Below are 19,138 nucleotides of genomic sequence, written 5' to 3'. Positions count from 1 at the left end.
ATTCGTGCTGACGCCTAACGGTTATCAGCGTTGCTAATCCACAACAAACACGACTAAATAAACGCTAACGGTTCTGACTGACGTTATTGTGCGTAAAGGAGCTGATTTGCACGGAAACATCTCGCAATAAGCCTCCTGACAACCGTTGGCTAACAAAAAGGGGCATTTTGAGGTGATTAGCCACCCGCACAACCATTAGCTGCAAGGCAGAGGAAGTAGCGAGTGTTGAACGTTGTATCATTAGTTGAACGTTGAATCGTTAGTTGAACGTTGAATCATTAAAGGGCCACCCCTGTAGGATGGCCCTTCTGCGTTCATGCTGCCGTACAGCGTCTAATTACTCCAACTCCATCACCGATTCACCGCTGATGATCGTGCCGATGTCCTTCCCTTCGCAAATCTCTCTCATCGATCCGGGCTTATCGAAGTTGAACACGTGCATGGGCAAATGATAGTCTCTGGCCAAGATGAACGCGGACTGATCCATCACCTTCAAGTTTTGATGCAAGACGTCATTGTAGTGAAGGGACTTGAACTTCCTTGCCTCTTTGTCATGCTTCGGGTCTGCGTTCAGCACGCCTTCGACGCCTTGCTTCGCAACTAACAGCGCATCGCAATTCACTTCGATGGCCCGCTGCACCGATGGATAGTCCGTCGTCACGTAGGGCTGTCCGTTGCCTCCCGCGAAGATGACGATATAGCCCTTCTCCAAATGATGAACGGCCCTTAATCGGATGTACGGCTCGGCCACGGATGACAACGGTATGGCCGTCATGACGCGAACTTCTTTGTCGGTCTTGGCTTTAAGCACGCCGCGAAGCATCAAGCTGTTGATCACCGTCGCAAGTGTCCCGATATTGTCCGCTTCCGCTCGCTCGATCCCCCAGCCTTCCGCCATGTTCCCGCGAAATATGTTGCCTCCGCCGATAACCAAGGAGACTTCGACGCCCAGGTTCACGACCGCCATAATCTCGTTCGCGATATGATCCAGGCTCTCCGGCTCGAACCCGAATTCCGCATTGCCCGCGACCGCTCCGCCGCTTAATTTGATGAGCACTCTTCCGTACCTGACCACTCGATCACCTCCGCAAATAAAAAACACTAAAGCAATAAATGCTTTAGTGTCTCAGTGGAACAGGAATATGAAACTGCAGCAAGCGTTGAATGACCGTCCGTTGACCGTCCCTTGACCGTTCCTGCCGTTCAGCTTCATATCCCCACCCCTTTCAGTCGTTTTCCGTCAACATATTCTATCCCCGCCGGAAGAAAAATGCAACGCAAATCCATAAGAAAATCAGCTGCCCTCGGGCTTGCCCGAATAGAAACCCAAACGCCACCTTTCTAGTGAAGAAGAGGTGGCGTTTGCGAGTTGTGAGTTGCTAGTTGGATAACACTTTATCTACATTGTACTTCGCTCCGAATTTATTCGCGATGTAGATTTCATAGAGTTCCCGATGCAGAGGGTCCGCGACGACGCAAACCTCGATTTTCGCCACTTCATCCCTGTGGTCTTTGATCGGCGATACCGTATCTTCGAAGTGTTTTTTGATTCTAGGGCGCAGCTTCCTCGCTTTGCCGACGAACAGCAGCTCGTCTTTGCTATCGTAAAACATAAAGATTCCGCCTGTTTCCCTAGTAATCAAGTGAAAATCGGTAAAGCCATAAATGTGGCTGAGCTGCGGATTGCTCTGTTTGGTAATGGTCACGTCAGGCTTGGGTATGGTGATCATAATCACGATCGATTCACGTCCTCTTCATTGTAGATCTATATAGTAGCATGTTTTGGCGTAAAACGTACGATGCACGCTCGTTTCCGTACCTTATTTTGATTGGGAAGCAACGCGGCTTTAGCTGTTCTCAGCTTCGCCGCCGTTACGCCCATATATTCACGATGGGAATGCCGTTCTCGATCCTCGCTCTGCTTTCCGCGATCCAATCCTTGAACCACTGGTTGTCCGAGCTGCCGAAGGTCTCGTCCCCGTCCCAATCGCGAAAGGAACCAATGTACACGATTAATTCCCGAAGTCGCAAGAAGAGCGGTATCCGATTCAGCCACTCGTCGTCCAATCCATGCTCCAAACGATAGCCCTTCATAAAATGCGCCATGAATCGCCGGGCCTGATCTTCCCGGTGCTCCTTGCCGTCTTCGCCGCCATAGACATAGACCAAGTAATAAAGCTGCAATGCGATATCCTCAGCAAACCAGCTGTACTGGGCTTCATCGAAGTCGAAGAGGGTTATTCCCCCTTGTTCATCCACCCAAAAATTGCCCACGCCGATATCGCCGTGAATAAGTCCGTAGGAGCGCGGATCATGGGGCAGCGCGCTAATCGTCTCGATCAATTCGAAGCAGGCAGCACGTACGCCGGTCTGCGACGCGGGGAGCAAGTCCACATGCCGCAGAAACCAATTTTGACGCCAATCATGTCTGGGAACCGTATGCTCTCCGGGTTGATACGTTTGCGATAAGGCGTGCAATCTGCCCGTAAGCCTGCCTAGCCGCTCATACAGATCATGATCCTCGAGGCATTCCGGGTATCCGACCTGTCTGCCGAGGGCCTTCTCGAACGCGACGCATGTATAATAGCCATCCGACACGGGGATGACTTCCGTCCACTGGCCGTTCTTCGATCGGATCGGCTTGGACACCGCAATCCCCGCATCGGCAAGGAATAAAATCCAATCCAGTTCGCTCCGGACGAGATTCTCGGAACGATTTGCGCTCGGCGTTAATCGCAGTATGAAGCTTTTTCCACCCTGTCTATATTCATAAACGCTATTCTGATTTCCTCCGATATAGGAGACTTCACTGCTGTTCGTACTATATTGCTGTGCTGCATTCTCAAGGATCAGATTGGTAATCGCGATGCGGCTTTTCATCTCTTTGACCTCCATGGGATTAGTTTGAACATGAGATGAAGGCGCGGGCATACGAATAGCCCGAGTAATAGACGGGAAGAGCACCCTCTACTTCTCAGGCGAAAGCGAATAAACGGACAGCGCAGTCCCCTTGCCGTATATGCGTGCTATTCCATCGTATCCATCGGCCTAGATGCTGTCAATCCATCCCTCACTTGGAAGAACTTATTTTCAGATTCTTGCGTCGGTATCCGAGCAACACGTGTTGACAAGCATTTATCCTAAAATTATAATAAATATTGTTATTATAATTAAGTGTAGTGTATAAGGTTTGTATTTACCTTGTACAAGCACACTATTGAGAAAGGAGCCATGCCACTGAACATTCCGCTCTCCAAGATGGCGTCCGTATAAAGACGATAGTGGAAGAAACCCAGCCGTTCCAGCCAAAAAGCAGCAGATGCGCGGGAAGTTCGACGTCGAGATCATGTGAGGGGCATCGGTTCTCCATCGTATTTTGCCTAACCGGACGCTTGTTCTAATTGAAGTTCCCTTCGAAGTCGAGTATCCTTTGTACAAAAAGGCAAGATAAGGTGGTTAAAAAATGATGGAACCCGATGTTCATGGGACGGATCTGGATCTAAAGCTTATACGCGTTATGAGACATATGGTAAAAACGCTGTTTGGCAGCTTAGAACGCGACATCGACAGCTATGGCCTCAATATAGAAACGTTCCAAATTCTCGAGTTTCTATACAGCAAGGGTCCGCATCCCATTCAGAAAATAAGCGACACGTTCTCCATTCCAAGCGGAAGTATCACCTACGTGGTAGACAAGCTGGAGAAGAAAGGGTTCGTGGAGCGTCTTCCGATCCCTGGCGACCGACGCAAGACGAATGCCGCCTTGACCGGGGAAGGACGAAATTATTTCGATGCTATTTTCCCGAAGCACGTTCAGAAAATCTCCGACAATTTGTCCTTCGTCACGGACGAGGAGAAGCAGGCGCTCATCGTTCTCATGAAGAAAATCGGATATGGTATCCAGGATCGTCAAAGCAACGAAAAATAAAAAACGAACACTTTGGAGGAATAGACAATGTTGAAAATCGCGATTATTCTTGGAAGCACGCGCCCCGGCCGCAATGGCGAAGCAGTAGCACGCTGGGTGACCGATATTGCACAGAAGCGCAACGACGCTTCCTTCGAGCTTGTTGACCTGGCGGATTTCAACTTGCCATTGCTGGATGAGCCGATCCCTGCGTCCATGGGACAATACAGCAAACCGCACACGATCGCTTGGTCGGAGAAAATTTCGTCCTTCGACGGTTACGTATTCGTTACGCCCGAATACAACCACGCCACTTCCGGCGCACTGAAGAATGCCATCGATTTCCTCTTCCATGAGTGGAAAGACAAAGCGGCAGGCTTCGTCGGTTACGGCGGCAGCGGCGGCTCGCGCGCGATCGAGAACCTCAGACTGATTGCCGGCGAGCTTCATCTGGCCGACGTGCGCGCTCAAGTCGGGCTTTCCCTGATTACGGATTTCGAAAACTACAGCGTGTTTAAACCGGGCGCTCATCAAGAGCCGGCAGTCAACACGATGTTGGATCAGGTTATTGCTTGGAGCGGCGCTTTGAAAACATTGCGTTAATACGAACACGAAAATACTATAAGCCGTATCAGGATTCATCTGATGCGGCTTTTTTTCGTTAGCACAATGTTTATTCGATAAATCCTGATCTCGAACCATTTCTTCGAAAATCGATGCCTGATTTTCGGCTGCGGACATCGTAAGCGCAGGGTATAATAAACCCATTCTAAAACGCGAAGGTGTCCCTATGATCCATAACGAGGAACGAAAAGCCGACTATTATAAAGCGCTTATCGAGAAAAGATCCGATTACGAAGGCATCTTTTACGTGGGCGTCACATCCACCGGCGTGTTTTGCAGGCCGACTTGTCCAGCCAGGAAACCGAAGTATGAGAACTGCGAGTTCTACGAGACCGCGCAGCAGGCGCTTCTGGCATCCTTTCGGCCCTGTCGGCGCTGCCGGCCCTTGTCGCATCCGAAGCAAGTCTCGGATACCGTCCGGCTGCTCGTCGAGGCGGTTGAGCAAAACCCGGATAAACGATGGAAGGGGCAGGATTTCCGGGCGCTGTCTATCGACGAGTCTACTGCCCGCCGTCAGTTCAAGAAGCGCTTCGGCATGACATTCGTACAATACGCCCGGGCCCGTCGAATGGGATTGGCGTTGAAGAGCATCCGAACGGGGGAGAAGATTATCGACACGCAGTTAGCTTCAGGTTACGATTCCGGCAGCGGATTCAGAGACGCCTTCTCGCGGATCATGGGCGCGCCCCCTTCGCGGGTGAACGACAGCCGTATTCTCAAAGCATCTTGGCTGGACACCCAGCTCGGCCCTATGGTCGCCATATCGGACGAAATCGCGCTCTATCTCTTGGAATTCGTAGATCGTCGAGGATTGGAACGCGAAGTGGAGCGATTAAGGAAAAGAATGAAGGCGGCCATTATTCCCGGACGGACAGCGCCCATTCAATCGATTGAACGAGAATTGACGCAATACTTCGACGGTACGCTAACCGAGTTCAAAACGCCTCTTCATCTGATGGGATCGCCTTTCCAGCAGCAGGTGTGGGAACAATTAAAACAAATTCCGCCGGGCGACACCCGCTCCTACGCCGACATTGCGCTTGCGCTAGGCAAACCCACCGCTTATCGTGCGGTCGCCCAAACGAACGGCGCCAATCAGCACGCGATCGTCATTCCCTGTCATCGCGTGATCAACTCCGACGGCAAGCTCGGCGGCTATGGCGGCGGCATCGTACGCAAAGAATGGCTGCTGCACCATGAGAAACAAGGAGGCTCCTCCTAGGAGAGCTGCTTAACTTTCAAAGAACCGGGAGCAGAGCCAAAAAACCATGTACTCCCAGGAGGGCGTACATGGTTTTTATAAAGCTGTTTATTGCCGGGAAGAGATCACGCGATAGATTATTGCGGCAGCCTCGGCACGTGTTGCTTGAGCATTCGGCGCGAAGAGGCCCTCGCCTTGTCCATTCATTAATCCCTTCAGACTGACGGCGGCGACGTAACCCTTCGCCCAATGCGGAATCGATGCCGCATCCTGATAGCTGTTCGCGGTGTCCAGAGGTGCAATCGCTAATGCCTTAGCTGCGATCGTTGCCATCTCGGCACGGGTAATGGATTGATTCGGGAGGAACAAATTGCTTCCGTTGCCTACGATCCAGCCTTTGTCCGCGGCGATGGCTACAGCCGATGCATACCAAGCGTTCGCGGCAACATCCGTGAATTTCAGAGTTGCGGTATCCCCGGCCTTATAGCCGAGCGCATTCGCTAACATGCTGACGAATTCCTCGCGGGTCGTAAGGGCTGACGGAGCAAACGACGTGTCGCTTATGCCGTTGATCGCATGCTTAGCTGCCAAGGCTTTAATCAAGCTTGCGGCCCAATGCGTCGGCAATACATCATCGAAGGTTTTATCATACTGAAGCACCGCGTATTTGCTTAGATGCTGCAAGGTTACGCTGACTTGATGGGCAGCCGGATCTACCGTTCCGCCGACATATTCCCATTGCTTGCTAGCTTCATTGAAATAATAAATGCCGATCAGATCCTCATGGATATCGGTTCCCGTATACGGAATCGAGATCTGGATACCGCCATCTACTTGCTTCACTGCCGTAATCGAACCGTCTTTGGCTACGATCTCCAGAGTGAATTCAAAGACTGGACTCGCTAAGGTCGTCGTTAGGGAAGTGCCGCCCGCTTGCGCGGCCGCTTGAGCCGCAGGTTCGACGATCGGCGCGGCCGTGATATGAATCATGGCTCCTTCGGCAGCGCCGATTTTACGGAGCAGGCTCGCGAGCAACGCAGGCTTCACCGTAATCGAAGCGGCTCCCGCTCTAATCAACAGCGGCAATTGCCCAACCGCAGACGCAGGAATCGATACGTTCGTTTGCCCTGCGTTTAACACGACAACGGCTACGCCATCCTTCACGACGGGAACGGCTACGGGGATGGTATTGTTATCGTTATTGCCGTTCTGACTATCGTTATTTACCGGATTCGCTGCAATAACCGCCGCATTGAACTGCGAAGTAGCGTCCGCTAATACTGTCAGCTGAGCATCAACATCCTGCTGGGTAGACAGCCAATCGATATCGACTGCTGCAGCCGCGTTGATCGCTGCTTGATAGGCGATATGCGCCGATTGAGGCACATGACCGACTGCCGCGCCTACTATCGTGCTCGCCAATAGCGTGCGTGCATTGGCAATTGCGGTTACTAGTGCTGTTTTATCAACCGTCGGCACGGATGCAACCAATGAATTGTTGGCGGCTGCGACGTTCTCGCTCCCTCGATCATCAAGGAACTGAAGCACCGTGCTGTCGTACTCGTTATTATTGACGACTTGACCGTAGTTGTTCTTCGTCAACGTGACGCCGGTCTTCAAGTTGGAAAGCTTGTTGCCTTCGATAATGCTATTGGTCGTATCTCCCGATCCTTCGCCGTTCGATAGCGTAGAGTGACCGAACGCCATAAGCCATATCCCGCTGAGCGGAGAAGTCATCTTAATCGGATCGGTCCCCATCTCCAGCGTATTGTCGCCGGTAATCGAATTGTCCAGGATCTCAAGCGACAAGGATTGGATATCGTTGTACGTGCCTTCCGGGTTCCAACGCCCCGTATCGATGCCGATTCCGACCGTATTCCCCCGACGCGACACGCCTTCGAGATTATTGTGCGTGATTCTGGCATAGTAATCCGGCACGACGATACCCGGTTGCGAGATCGCCCACAGCCAGATGCCGCGCGAGTCGACAATGCGGTTGTTGGCTACGAGCGAATCGAACTGATTCCCGAAGAGCACGATGCCATTAGCCGAATTCTCTACCTGATTGTTATACACGGTGAAGTTATTGAGCGGGCTCAGCAAGGTGAAATTGCTCGTATTGTCCGGCGTAATATCGAACGGCTTATCTACCGTGATGGTATGAGTGTCCGGATCGATATTCGCGACTACCCGCTGCTGTCCCACGCCGCGTCCATCCGTGATGCGCACCGAGAGTTCTCCGTACTGCACACGCGATGGATGAACCACGGGGAACTCTAGCGGGATGTACGGCGAAACCGTGATCGTAGTTGCATCCGCCTTCAAAACCTCGCCCGAATTAAAGTTGCCGCTTGGCACCTCGGCACAAATCGCTTCCCCGTCGTTCAGCAGATTCGCTCCGTCTCCGGGACCGATAATCGTATTGTTGGCGATGTACGCATTCGATCTCGCGAACAAGCCATGCGAGTCCTCGTTGTATTCATTGTGAACTTTGACCGTATTATTCTCGTAAAAGGCATACGAACCGAGACTATGAACATAGCCGATCGAGTACTCGTAGTAGTTGTTATTCAGCGTAATATATGCATTAAGCGCCGTAATCGTATGCGTGGCATACCATCCGCTAAAGTGATTGTTTTGCAGAAGCACGCGCTCTTTGGCCGTAAAGAACAACCCGATTCCTCTGCCTGTCCCAGGTTTGCCCGCACTGTCATAGGGATAGTCCAACGTGACGTTCTTGACGAAAATCCGATTGGCCGTCCGCAATGTCTTGTCTTGGAACGAATCGCCCCACTGCTGACCCAATGCCATGAACATATCCGGTCTTGTCTCCGGGTCGGACAACAGGATGCTTAGCTTCGCAATTCCTTGCAGCTGCGCAATGCCGCCTATCGAAGAGGCATCCTTCGAATTAATGAAGTTCAACCCGTTCTCGCCCGTATAATACAGCTTGGTATCCGCTTGACTCTGCCCTTGCAGAACAACGCCGGCACCCAGATTAATCGTACGGATATAATAGCTCCCGTTCGGGAAATAGACGACGCCCCCGCCATGGCTCTCGGCTGCATCGACCGCGGCCTGCACGGCTGCGGTGTCGTCCAGCTCATCGCCGGCATTGGCTCCATACCCAGTGACCACGTTATATTGGCTGCTCCAATTGAAATCCTTCGCCCATGCGACGCCCAGCGCCAACGGGTCCTGTCCGGCAGCGACAATCTGCAGTCTTTGCCCGTTGTCGAGCTTGACCCAATTGTTTCCGTTGTCGTTGGACACTTCGACGTCATACGTGCCCAAAGGCACCGCGTCCGTTATCTTAAACTTGGCGTTATACGGATTCAAGCTGACGATCGGTTGAACGTAACCCGCTCCGCTGCCATTTCTTAACCGAACCTTGGTGGCCGTCGCGCCGCCGAATTCGCTTTGATCCAAATTCCGGCCCACGAGCTCGATATCCAAGCCGCTGTAAGCCTGATACTCCGAAATGAACGACGGCCTGGCAGCGTTAAGCTTGCTATAGCGACTCCATCCGACTGCGTTTTTGACCCAGATCGTATAGATGCCGGACTCTAAGTCGCTTGGCATTCTAGCCACGACGAAGCTGCCGTCCCGATCCGTCTGAATGATCTCCGGTTTAATCGCGTTATCCGAAGGCGCTGCCGATGAAACTCCCGTCGTGTCGCGCTCGATCGCTACCTCCACGTCGTCCGCGTCCATGCCCGTTCCGTTAATGCTGAACGTCTTGCCTGCCGATACGGCATCCGATACTTTAATGATGACCGGAACGGATGTCCACGGATTCTGCACGTTCAGATCCATCGCTTGCGAAGTCACGCCGCTCAGATCCTCGCTAACCACCTGTTCGAACACGGCCGCGATCTGATAATTCCCGCCGTACGCGTACGTGTAGTCAATCGTCGCGATCCCCTGCTCGTCCGTCTGGGCGATTCCCATGACGGCTGGAATTTCCTGCCCTAACGTAAATCCGTCCCCTACATGAGTGCCCGCCAGCTTGAAAATAATCGATTTGCCCTCAAGCGGCGTTCTCGCGTCATCCCCATCGACCTTTTCGAGCTTAGCGCTAATGCTTCCCGTTTGGTTGAGGTTCTGGGTCGAGCTCGCATGAAGGAGAGTCAGTTCCGTCTTGCCCATCGCCGGAACCGCGATTGCAGCCGCTTCCGTGGAGCTGCCGTATGCCGTTCCATCCTGGTAGCGAAGCCTGTAGGAATAAGTCTCCCCTGCCGTGATCTCCTCGTCGGTCCACTCCGCGTCTGCCGCAGCGACGGTAGCCAACTTGCTAAAGTGACTATTATCCGCGCTTTTCTCGATGATTACCTGCTCGTGCGTCCCTTGATTCTGCCAGCTTAGTTTCACTTTCACCTTGTCCTGCACAACCGCGTTAACATCGGTCGGCTCTTCGCCGACAGGCGCATCGAAGAAGAACCCTTGGGCTCCGAAGCCCGGCTGCGTCTGCAGTCGTAGCTTGAAACTGCCTTTGATCAAGAACGTAATGTACGCCCCGCTCTGGAACGTGCCTTTGTCGATGGGTTTGGTTTCCAGAACGTTTTCGTTCAGATCCATAATTTCCGCCTTCATCGTCTGCTCGGCACTGGTCGTAGAGTTCGTGTAGTAGCTGAACTGGTGAACCGCATCGTCCGTTATGTTGAAGGTAAACATCGTGGAATGAATGCTTTCCCCCATGGACGCGTAGACATTATACTTATCCGGGCTGACTCCGTCCGGCAGATCCGTCGGTTTGTCCAGTATCGAATGATCGCCGTTATTCACGACGGTTGTCCAGAGCGCACCCGGCCAATTGTAGCTGTAATCGCTTAAGTAGCTTGGCTTCGCGATGAGGTCGGAATCTTTATGTTGGTTATCGAACATCCAATCGCTGGCGGCCGGCTGCCCCTTATACCCAAGGAGAACATAACCTTCCCCGCCGTATTGACCGTTCCAATGTCCCTGCGTCGTCGTATCCATTCCGACAAGTTCGGCGGAAGCAGCCGTCTGCTCCGGCGTCGTGCCTCCGGCTTCGAACTGGAACCAATCGACGATCGCCCCGTTCGTGAATACGAGATAGATATCCTGCACGCCGCTTGCTCCGCTGAGCGTGGCCGTTCCTTCCTTGGACGCGTCCCAATTCGAGCCCGAGATGTCGACTGTTCCGAGCACCTGCCCCGTCACGCTGCCTTTTCTGATCTCGATCGTGCCCGTATAGCTTGTTTTATAAGCGATCTTGATCTGACCGTAACCGCTTCCAAGATTGACATTAGAATAGCTAACCCACGTGTTGCCGCCCGAGACGAAGATTTCTCTGCCCTCGCTCCATGACATCACGTGTACGGAATGCTCATTGGTCACGCCTTCCTGCGCATAGGTCTCCGCTTCGATTTTGATCGGCGCTGCCGACGGATCGCCCGGCGTCGTGCCTCCGGCTTCGAACTGGAACCAATCGACGATCGCCCCGTTCGTGAATACGAGATAGATATCCTGCACGCCGCTTGCTCCGTTGAGCGTGGCCGTTCCTTCCTTGGACGCGTCCCAATTCGAGCCCGAGATGTCGACTGTTCCGAGCACCTGCCCCGTCACGCTGCCTTTTCTGATCTCGATCGTGCCCGTATAGCTTGTTTTATAAGCGATCTTGATCTGACCGTAACCGCTTCCAAGATTGACATTAGAATAGCTAACCCACGTGTTGCCGCCCGAAACGAAGATTTCTCTGCCCTCGCTCCATGACATCACGTGTACGGAATGCTCATTGGTCACGCCTTCCTGCGCGTAGGTCTCCGCTTCGATTTTGAGCGGCGCTGCCGTTGGATCAATTGGATCCGGCGTCGTGCCTCCGGCTTCGAACTGGAACCAATCGACGATTGCGCCGTTCGTGAATACGAGATAGATATCCTGCACGCCGCTTGCTCCGCTGAGCGTGGCCGTCCCTTCCTTGGACGCGTCCCAATTCGAGCCCGAGATGTCGACTGTTCCGAGCACCTGCCCCGTCACGCTGCCTTTTCTGATTTCGATCGTGCCCGTATAGTTCGTTTTATAGGCTACTTTTATCTGGTTGTAACCGCTTCCTAAATTGACATTAGAATAGCTAACCCACGTATTTCCCCCTGAAACGAAGATTTCGCTGCCTTCGCTCCATGACCCCACGTGCACGGGATTTCCATTGGTCACGCCCTCTTGCGCATAGGTCTCCGCTTCGATTTTGATCGGCGCTGCTTGTTCCGCATGAACCTTGCTTGCGGGCATAGCTCCAAATAAACCCGTGAACGTTAGTAATATGGACATCAATAATGCCAACGACACCCTTGCTCTTGTCATCACTCTAGACCCCCGTTTATTTATTTCATCGCGACTAACAGGGCTAGTATAGCGAGTAACGCAGGCAGAAAAATACTTTAAATACAGGCAAAGCGACTGCAAATAGACAACATGGACGCAAAAAAACGAGATATTAAAGTCCAATATCTCGTTTTTAGAATGCTTAAACAGTCGCCTGTTTGCTGTAAGGCTCATCCGATTGGAAAGTTCGCTTTACATCATGTGCAAGGCACGCTATACTCCTCTTATGGAAAGCTAACTTTCCACAAGGATGGTGAATGCATTGAACAACCGCTTAGAAGAAATCCGCAAGCAACGCGGAATTAAGCAAGAAGAATTAGCGGCGGCTCTTGAAGTGTCACGGCAAACGATTAGTTCGCTGGAAAACGGACGTTATAACCCATCGATCGTTTTAGCATTCAAGATTGCCCGTTTTTTCGATATGGGCATCGAAGAGATCTTTATTTATGAGGAGGACGAACAGGCATGAATAAAATAACTGCGTTTTATTTTCTTACCGTTGTAGGCGTAGTACTATTTGCAGGCGGTCTGTACCTCATCAAAACGATTGAAGATCCGCAAGGCATGCTGCGAGCGTTGTCTTTTCTCAGCGTTGGGTTTGGCTGCAGTATATTCGGTTACGGCGTGGGAGAAATAATTGTCCGACACGCGATGAAGCATGCCCCAGCCGCAGCGAAGCAGCTAGAGATCGATCGGAAAGACGAGCGTAATTTGGCAATCTTTAACCGGGCAAAAGCGAAAGCATACGACATGATGGTTTTTGTGTTCGGAGCTTTGATTTTAGCGTTTTCCATGATGGGTATCGATTTCATGGTGCTGTTGCTATTTGTCTTCACTTATCTATTCATCCTAGGATATAACGCTTATTACCGTTTCAAATACTATAAAGAGATGTGATGGGTTGACGCCAGATAGTCAGAAGAGAGGATTTAATTCTTTATTTCAAGAATCCGTCACGCTCTCATCCCGGCATACCATGACAAGATTATGATCGGGATCCTTCAGGACGAAGAAGGAAACCGGGCCGTAATGCTGAGGCTCGCCGAACAACTCGAAGCCGTTATCCTTGGCGTACGTGAGCGAAGCCTCGAGGTCCTCCGTCACGAACATAAACGGAATGGTGAAGTCGTTGCCTTGCAGATGGCGGTTGGCGTCCAATAGAATGCCGCCCCCTTTCGTCGTCGGCAGGTCGACGACTTCGCCTTCGGCATGGTAAGCATCCGCCGGAATACCGAGCAGATCCGCATACCAAGCCGTCATTGCGGTCATGTCCTTCACGTCGATGAATGCGGCCCCGATGCGGGGGAGGATCGGACTTGCGCCTGCCGGTTCTCCAGGGTCTTCCTCTAATGCGGAGGTCCAGCACGCCATCTGCGCATTGCCTTCCGGATCGCGGAAGTTGAAATAAGCCATGACGCCGCCGTGGCGCTCCGGTTCGGAGAACGGCTCGCCTTTCTCCTTCACGTAGGCATACGCCTCGTCGATGTCCGCAGCCTTGAACATGATCCGCGGCTTCATGGATGCCCGCCATTCAGGGTTTGCCCGATTCGCGGCGTTGTCGTCCAGGACGAGATTCGTATGCTGCAAATTGTACCAATAGACAGGGCCGCCATTGAACCGGTCCTCCAGCATGGGCAGGCCGAGCAGCTTGTTATACCATTCCGCCGATCTCCGCAGATCCGACACATGCACGAATATGGATGCCGCTCTCGGCTCCAACGGGGTGATTCCTCTAACGCGGCTGTTCAACGGTCACCGACTCCTTCTCCGATATGCGAATCAATAGCCCTTCTGTTGAACGGACGTGAAATTGCATGATTCCGTCCTGTTCCGTGCATTCGTCCGCCGTCACGCCCCGCTCTCGGAGCTTCCGGTACGTCTCGTGAATGCGGTCGGACTGCAGCGAATAGTACGGAATGTCGTTCATGCCTGCGATCGCCTCGCCATGAACCTCCTCGGACATCGCGATCATCGTAACGATCGTCTCCCCGCCGCCGACGGTCATGTCCGCCCCTTGCCCCCAATGGTTGTGAAGCTTGAAGCCGAGCACGCCGACATACCAGGCAATGGACGATTCCAACTCCCGCACGGGCAGGAATACGGCCAGCACGCGGTGGAACATCGGGGGCAGCGGGCCTTCATGGGGCGTATGGTACAGGGAGCCTGCCTTCTCGTGGCAAATGCCGATGATATTGCCGTCCGGGTCCGCCATCTCGGCGACGTTCATATGCGGATCGATCATCGCTTCGGACGTACGCACGCCTCGTTCCTTCAGCCAATCGAGGTGCAAATCCTCCCAATGCGTGTAGAAATTAAAGCAAGGCACATGTCCATCCTCGTGGAGATGCGTCCTCGGCTTGAACGGCTGGACTTCCGTCAGCGTCAGCAGCGCTTCGCCCCTATGAACATGCAGGTCGATTTCCCGGCCGCGATACCGGTGAATCCGGAATTCCAGTTCGCTTGCATACCAGTCCGCGGCGCGCTTCACGTCGGCGACAGGCAGGAAGACACGATCGATACGCTCAAACATCGGCGGTTTCCCCCTTGATCGGAACGTATACCCATGCCTCGTCCGGCCAGATCGGGCTGGCGAAGCGGTATTCCTCCCAGAACAGCGCCTTTTGGTCCGAAGCCTTGCCGATTTCCGCCAGATAAGCGTGCGCCGCTTCATAGGGGTCGCTCTTAGAGCGGACGACAACATAATCGTGGGCGGGTACCGAGAAACCGATCATGCCATCCGGCACATCATCCAATTCGTCTACCTCCAGACAGTGGCTGTACGTAAACAACACTTCGGACGTAAAGCTGACGCAGGCGAATTGCTCCGAATCGACGACGTGCCGGATCTCGCCGCGCCTATTCATGAATTGCTGCCGAACGGCCGCGATTCGCTCGGGTTCATGGGTCGCGAATGCCGACGTGCAGGGAATGCCGACGAACTTCTTAGCCTGCAGCTGACCAGCCGAATTTCCACGCTCATCGTCAGGCCTCCTCCTGCTTCTCGTTCATCTGCAAGGCGCCCCACAGATTGCCCTCGGGATCGTAAAATTTCAGCACCCAGGCGAAACCGCCGTCTTCATAGACTTGGATTCGGGCTCCCGCTTCCGCCAGCCGATCATGCAGCTCGTGAATGCGTTCCGTCCGGTACAGCAGCACGGGAAAATCCACGCCGTCCACCTGATAATGCGCCGCCGTATCGCTCGTCGTCTTCCACAGCATGAGAATCGGCCCGGCAGGAAGCGACAGGAACGCGATCCGGTCCCCGTCCCTCCCCGTAGGCTTGAAGCCCAAATATTCCGTGTACCACTTGATCGCCCGGTCCATATCCCTGACCGGTATTTGCGCGTGCTCCAAAGCCTGCAGCATTCTTCATCCTCCTCTTCTTGCTTCGCCTAATAAACGAACGAGCGGCGTGTAACCATACACGCTCGCAGGCAAGCTGCAAAAAATATTATCCGGTGACCATCAGGAGATTGCCGTCGGGATCGCGGAACGTGAACGACAATAGGCCTCCGGGCGACGTTCCGATTCTTGTAATTGTCGATCCGCTCTCGTAGAGCTGCAGATACGCTTGATAGATCCGCTTCGGATCGTGCCGGCGGAACGCTTCCGCCACTTCGTCGAGCAGGCGGGTTTGCGGAACCGAGATCGAAGAGGAGGTTCCGGCGACGTCAGGCATGGATTCTCTGGATGCCAGCCGGCGAAGCCGGCTTCGGGCGCGGGAGAGCGCGACCTGTACGGCAACCTCCGCCGAATCGATGCAGTTCGCCGTTTCTTTGGCCGTAAATCCGAAAACGTCGCAGAGCAGCAGAATCACGAACGGCCTCGGCGGCAGCCGCCGGATGAGCGTATCGAGCAGCTCGCGCGTGGCATAAGTAGAGTCCTCCCCATAGGCCGCCGTCTCTGGCGATTCCGGCATGTCCGGGACCGGCACTTCCCGCCGCTTCCGCAAACGGTCGATCCAGAGATTGCGGGCTGTCCGCAGCACATATGTTTTGGCAGGTTGAAAATCGGGGTCCTGCGCGCGGCGGCCGAGCAGCCTGGCAACGACCTCCTGGGCGACGTCTTCCGCCTCCCAGCCTTGGGTGCCTTTGCCGCATAACGAGCGGCAGTAGCGGAGCAGGTCCGGCCGCACCGTAACCAGCCAATCTGAATGGTCCATCATAGGTTCATGTCTCCATAGTGAGTGATTTGGGCCTATGCAAGCCTCGCAATACGAATGTATATTCGCCTTTTGGGTGGAAATTCCTTCATGAAACGCAAAAAGAACCCAGTGTTCCGGGTTCTCTAACGCCGCGCTTTGCAATTCTATAGCGCACTAGTTTGTCGCTTCTATGACCGCCAGCATATTGCTTTACTTTAGCGATTCGGCGACCTTCATTGCTTCAACAGCCGTAATATTGCCCGTAAGGCCGTACTGGATGCCGTCCTGCATCCAATACAATTCCGTGAGCTCGGGCTGTTCGAACACGAATCCGTCTTCCCGGCCAACCTTCGTCTTGGTGAACATCTCCGTCGGAAAAGCAGCCGGCATGCGGCTCGCCAAGAACGTGAGGGTCTTGTCGCCCGCGACATACGTGATGGTGACGTCTCTGATCGGTTCGTTCTTCATCCCTACCGCTACGATATCCGTCAGCGTAAAACCCTGCGGCAGGACGCTCGGAACGCGCAGGCTGGGCCCGAAGGCCGACTTCGCATCTTCCACGGTACTTAGCGGCGTGGTAATTAATTGCGTCAGCTCCGAACCGACGTTGCTTCCGTCGGATGGCGCTCCGTTTCCGGCCAAATTCTGATCGGGATTCGTAGCATTAGGCTGTTGCAGTAGCATGAAACCCACGATCAGCACGACCGCGGCAGCCAGCGCCGCCGTCCACGATTTCTTGAAGGTGAATCGACGGCCCGCCTTCTCTGCAGCCGCTTGCTGCCTTATCTTCTGCTTCATGCGATCACCAAGCTCCATATCGGAAAATAGCAGCTCATCCGCTTCTTCTTGAAGCTGCCCGCGCAAATTATGATCCATGTCCGTCATATCTGTTGTCCTCCTTATTCATCTCTCGGGCCAACGCCTCGCGTGCCCGGTGCAGCCTGTTGCGCACGGTTCCTTCGGGAGACGCGGTCGCTTCCGCGATTTCCCGCGTGCTCAGCTCCAGATAGTAATACAGATACAAGGCTTCCTGGTACGGCAAAGGCAGGCGCAGCACATGCTGCAGCACTTCGCTCTTCGCCATCCTTTCAAGTGCCTCATCCTCGACGCTGATGGTACGGCCTTGATCCATTCGACTAGGGTCCGTAGGCTGCTCCGTGTACATCCGAACGCCCATCTTATCTCTGCAGACGTTGATCGCGATCGTCGTCAACCAGGTTTTAACGGAACTGTCCCCCCGGAAAGAGGTCCATTTTCGAAATGCGCGCAGGAAGGTTTCCTGGCTGATATCCTCGGCAAGATGCCGATCTCCCGAATAGAAATAAGCGGTACGCATCACGATGGTGCCGAAGCTTTCCATTAACTGCTCAAGTGCCTGGGCGGGATCTTGCGCGAAATTTTCTTTGGTTACTAAGCCGGCCGGCTTCACTGGATAACCACCTCCACCCTATTAGACGCCCTTGGCGCGTAATCCGCTGCATGGATTTAAGAAAAACAGGCTGCCATATGGGCAACCTGTTGTTTATCGTACGATATCGTCCTGTTTGTATAAGCAAATTTATGATCATCGGAGTATTATTCAGGCAAGCCCGCTTGCAGTTTTTCGAATAGCGCGTATGAATCCATCTCCATGTCCACGTAAGTGTTTACCTTCAAATGCAGCTGCCCCTTTGGATGATCATGCGGGATAAAGACATGGCTGAGCGTCCCTTCTCCTCGCGAAATGCCTCGATACGAAATGTGCAAATCAATACGCGTCGAATTCAATTCCTTATCTAGTTGTTTCGCTTCTTTGTTCGTGGCCGCGGCCCTTAGAATTCGGATCCCATCCGGGAATACGATGTCCGGGAAGAACAAATACTTGCCTGATACCTCATCCTCCCCCGACCTTGCAAACGATCCTTCTTCGATGGTGCCGACGATTTCATGGCGCGTCCGAAAATCTGGCGACGTAATGACAAGCTTGGCTTCCGCCACTTCAATCTGACCATCGGAGAGGACATCTCCAAAAATCCCAACCTCCAGACCCGTGAAGCTTCTGCCTTCATTGCGCAGCCCAAACCGTTCGGTTACGACTTGGTCGGGCGCACATTTAATAAACATTCGGTATCCGGTGGACGTAAGCTTGGGATAGCCGTTTTCTTCATAATGAGGCGTGCGCTTGTTCATCTCCCTGAACCGCAGTGGCGTGTAAGAGGCCGATAGATTCGACTCATCGATGGCTTGATAGTCGGTCAGACATTCTTCCGGATGCCATCCGACGACTTCCGCAACGGCGGCTACGTTTTCCTCTGCGAATACCGCTTTCTTCTCCCATGCCTGCCTTAAATCCTGATCCGAATAGCCGGGCAGCACAAGGGACTTCCATTTGCTCGACAGGCCGTTTCGCTTACGGCTCTTCCCGAACATGTCATTATACATCGCCAGGTTATTAACAACCGTATCGATCCGTTTTCCCTGCTCGAATAAACTTAGCAGCATGAGGTCGCTGTCATGCACCAATACCCCGACGGCCGGAACTGACCCTTCTTTCGAGATAAATACCGCTAATTCTTCTAACGCAGCGCCCTGGCTTGCAAGCTCTTCATCATACACCGTCAACCAACGTCCGTTATGGACGTCGCCGACGAGAAACGTCCGATCAGCTTCGGATGCCTCCGACTCGCTGTTTTCGATTATTTCCTCATAGCCGGACTGTTCCATCCACGATCGGATCGCAGATTGAATTTGAAGAACACGCTCTCCGTTATCCATGCTTCCCATAAACACTTGAACGTTTGCAAAGAAAGCGCCCATTCCAATCCCTCCGTGTGTATGCGTCTAATCGCCATTTTACACGGTTTGTCTATCTTGTTAAATATTTCTTATCCGTTCATAGTCAAACATCTCCCACGATCTAAAACGGCAGCCCCTGGCG

Annotated in this window: 17 protein-coding genes; 5 read left to right on the top strand and 12 right to left on the bottom strand. The window is 53.2% G+C overall.

Annotated elements, in window-relative coordinates; translation table 11 throughout:
* Nucleotides 1–337: 337 nt before the first annotated feature.
* From pyrH to AC0YNU_RS23370, 3 genes are all read right to left on the bottom strand, one after another.
* Nucleotides 338–1,075, bottom strand: coding sequence for a UMP kinase (pyrH, locus tag AC0YNU_RS23380; protein WP_475761097.1), 738 nt, complete (start codon nucleotides 1,073–1,075; stop codon nucleotides 338–340).
* 304 nt (nucleotides 1,076–1,379) lie between these two features.
* Nucleotides 1,380–1,736: a nucleotide excision repair endonuclease gene (locus AC0YNU_RS23375; RefSeq protein ID WP_475761096.1), complete on the bottom strand. Its 357-nt coding sequence runs from the start codon at nucleotides 1,734–1,736 to the stop codon at nucleotides 1,380–1,382.
* Nucleotides 1,737–1,872: 136 nt separating this feature from the next.
* Nucleotides 1,873–2,880: a phosphotransferase enzyme family protein gene (locus tag AC0YNU_RS23370; protein WP_475761095.1), complete on the bottom strand. Its 1,008-nt coding sequence runs from the start codon at nucleotides 2,878–2,880 to the stop codon at nucleotides 1,873–1,875.
* 583 nt (nucleotides 2,881–3,463) lie between these two features.
* Between AC0YNU_RS23370 and AC0YNU_RS23365 the strand changes: the two genes are divergently transcribed.
* From AC0YNU_RS23365 to AC0YNU_RS23355, 3 genes are all read left to right on the top strand, one after another.
* Complete coding sequence (locus AC0YNU_RS23365) at nucleotides 3,464–3,928, top strand: MarR family winged helix-turn-helix transcriptional regulator (protein WP_475761094.1); 465 nt, start codon at nucleotides 3,464–3,466, stop codon at nucleotides 3,926–3,928.
* Between the two features lie 27 nt (nucleotides 3,929–3,955).
* A complete protein-coding gene (locus AC0YNU_RS23360; protein WP_475761093.1) occupies nucleotides 3,956–4,510 on the top strand; it encodes an NADPH-dependent FMN reductase in 555 nt (184 codons plus the stop codon).
* Nucleotides 4,511–4,697: 187 nt separating this feature from the next.
* The gene (locus AC0YNU_RS23355) at nucleotides 4,698–5,753 is read left to right on the top strand and encodes a bifunctional transcriptional activator/DNA repair enzyme AdaA (protein ID WP_475761092.1); all 1,056 of its coding nucleotides are present in this window, start codon (nucleotides 4,698–4,700) and stop codon (nucleotides 5,751–5,753) included.
* An 87-nt stretch (nucleotides 5,754–5,840) separates the two neighbouring features.
* On the opposite strand, the gene AC0YNU_RS23350 is transcribed toward AC0YNU_RS23355, so the two are convergent.
* On the bottom strand, nucleotides 5,841–12,056 hold the full coding sequence (locus tag AC0YNU_RS23350; protein WP_475761091.1) for a carbohydrate-binding protein: 6,216 nt from the start codon (nucleotides 12,054–12,056) through the stop codon (nucleotides 5,841–5,843).
* Nucleotides 12,057–12,339: 283 nt separating this feature from the next.
* On the opposite strand from AC0YNU_RS23350, the gene AC0YNU_RS23345 reads away from it, so the two are divergent.
* Together AC0YNU_RS23345 and AC0YNU_RS23340 are read left to right on the top strand one after the other, a co-directional pair.
* A complete protein-coding gene (locus tag AC0YNU_RS23345; RefSeq protein ID WP_475761090.1) occupies nucleotides 12,340–12,546 on the top strand; it encodes a helix-turn-helix transcriptional regulator in 207 nt (68 codons plus the stop codon).
* A complete protein-coding gene (locus AC0YNU_RS23340; protein WP_475761089.1) occupies nucleotides 12,543–12,974 on the top strand; it encodes a hypothetical protein in 432 nt (143 codons plus the stop codon). Before AC0YNU_RS23345 ends, AC0YNU_RS23340 begins: the two co-directional genes overlap by 4 nt.
* Nucleotides 12,975–13,019: 45 nt before the next feature.
* Here the strand turns inward: AC0YNU_RS23340 and AC0YNU_RS23335 are convergent, their stop codons facing one another.
* From AC0YNU_RS23335 to AC0YNU_RS23300, 8 genes are all read right to left on the bottom strand, one after another.
* Nucleotides 13,020–13,826 carry a VOC family protein gene (locus AC0YNU_RS23335; RefSeq protein ID WP_475761088.1) on the bottom strand — a complete coding sequence of 269 codons (807 nt, stop codon included), beginning with the start codon at nucleotides 13,824–13,826 and terminating at the stop codon, nucleotides 13,020–13,022.
* Entirely contained in the window at nucleotides 13,810–14,607 is a 798-nt protein-coding gene (locus tag AC0YNU_RS23330; RefSeq protein WP_475761087.1) for a VOC family protein, read from the bottom strand. The genes AC0YNU_RS23335 and AC0YNU_RS23330 overlap by 17 nt, the downstream gene beginning before the upstream one ends.
* Nucleotides 14,600–15,007: a GyrI-like domain-containing protein gene (locus AC0YNU_RS23325; RefSeq protein ID WP_475761162.1), complete on the bottom strand. Its 408-nt coding sequence runs from the start codon at nucleotides 15,005–15,007 to the stop codon at nucleotides 14,600–14,602. The genes AC0YNU_RS23330 and AC0YNU_RS23325 overlap by 8 nt, the downstream gene beginning before the upstream one ends.
* 52 nt (nucleotides 15,008–15,059) lie before the next feature.
* The gene (locus tag AC0YNU_RS23320) at nucleotides 15,060–15,443 is read right to left on the bottom strand and encodes a VOC family protein (protein ID WP_475761086.1); all 384 of its coding nucleotides are present in this window, start codon (nucleotides 15,441–15,443) and stop codon (nucleotides 15,060–15,062) included.
* Nucleotides 15,444–15,528: 85 nt separating this feature from the next.
* On the bottom strand, nucleotides 15,529–16,242 hold the full coding sequence (locus AC0YNU_RS23315; RefSeq protein WP_475761085.1) for an RNA polymerase sigma factor: 714 nt from the start codon (nucleotides 16,240–16,242) through the stop codon (nucleotides 15,529–15,531).
* A gap of 189 nt (nucleotides 16,243–16,431) precedes the next feature.
* Nucleotides 16,432–17,106: a DUF4367 domain-containing protein gene (locus AC0YNU_RS23310; protein WP_475761084.1), complete on the bottom strand. Its 675-nt coding sequence runs from the start codon at nucleotides 17,104–17,106 to the stop codon at nucleotides 16,432–16,434.
* Nucleotides 17,087–17,650, bottom strand: a complete 564-nt coding sequence (locus AC0YNU_RS23305) for a sigma-70 family RNA polymerase sigma factor (RefSeq protein WP_475761083.1) — start codon at nucleotides 17,648–17,650, stop codon at nucleotides 17,087–17,089. Before AC0YNU_RS23305 ends, AC0YNU_RS23310 begins: the two co-directional genes overlap by 20 nt.
* 146 nt (nucleotides 17,651–17,796) lie before the next feature.
* Complete coding sequence (locus AC0YNU_RS23300) at nucleotides 17,797–19,017, bottom strand: hypothetical protein (RefSeq protein WP_475761082.1); 1,221 nt, start codon at nucleotides 19,015–19,017, stop codon at nucleotides 17,797–17,799.
* Between the last annotated feature and the right edge of the window lie 121 nt (nucleotides 19,018–19,138).

The organism is Paenibacillus sp. J31P316, assembly GCF_056269105.1.
This window is presented reverse-complemented; position numbering and strand designations above follow the sequence as displayed.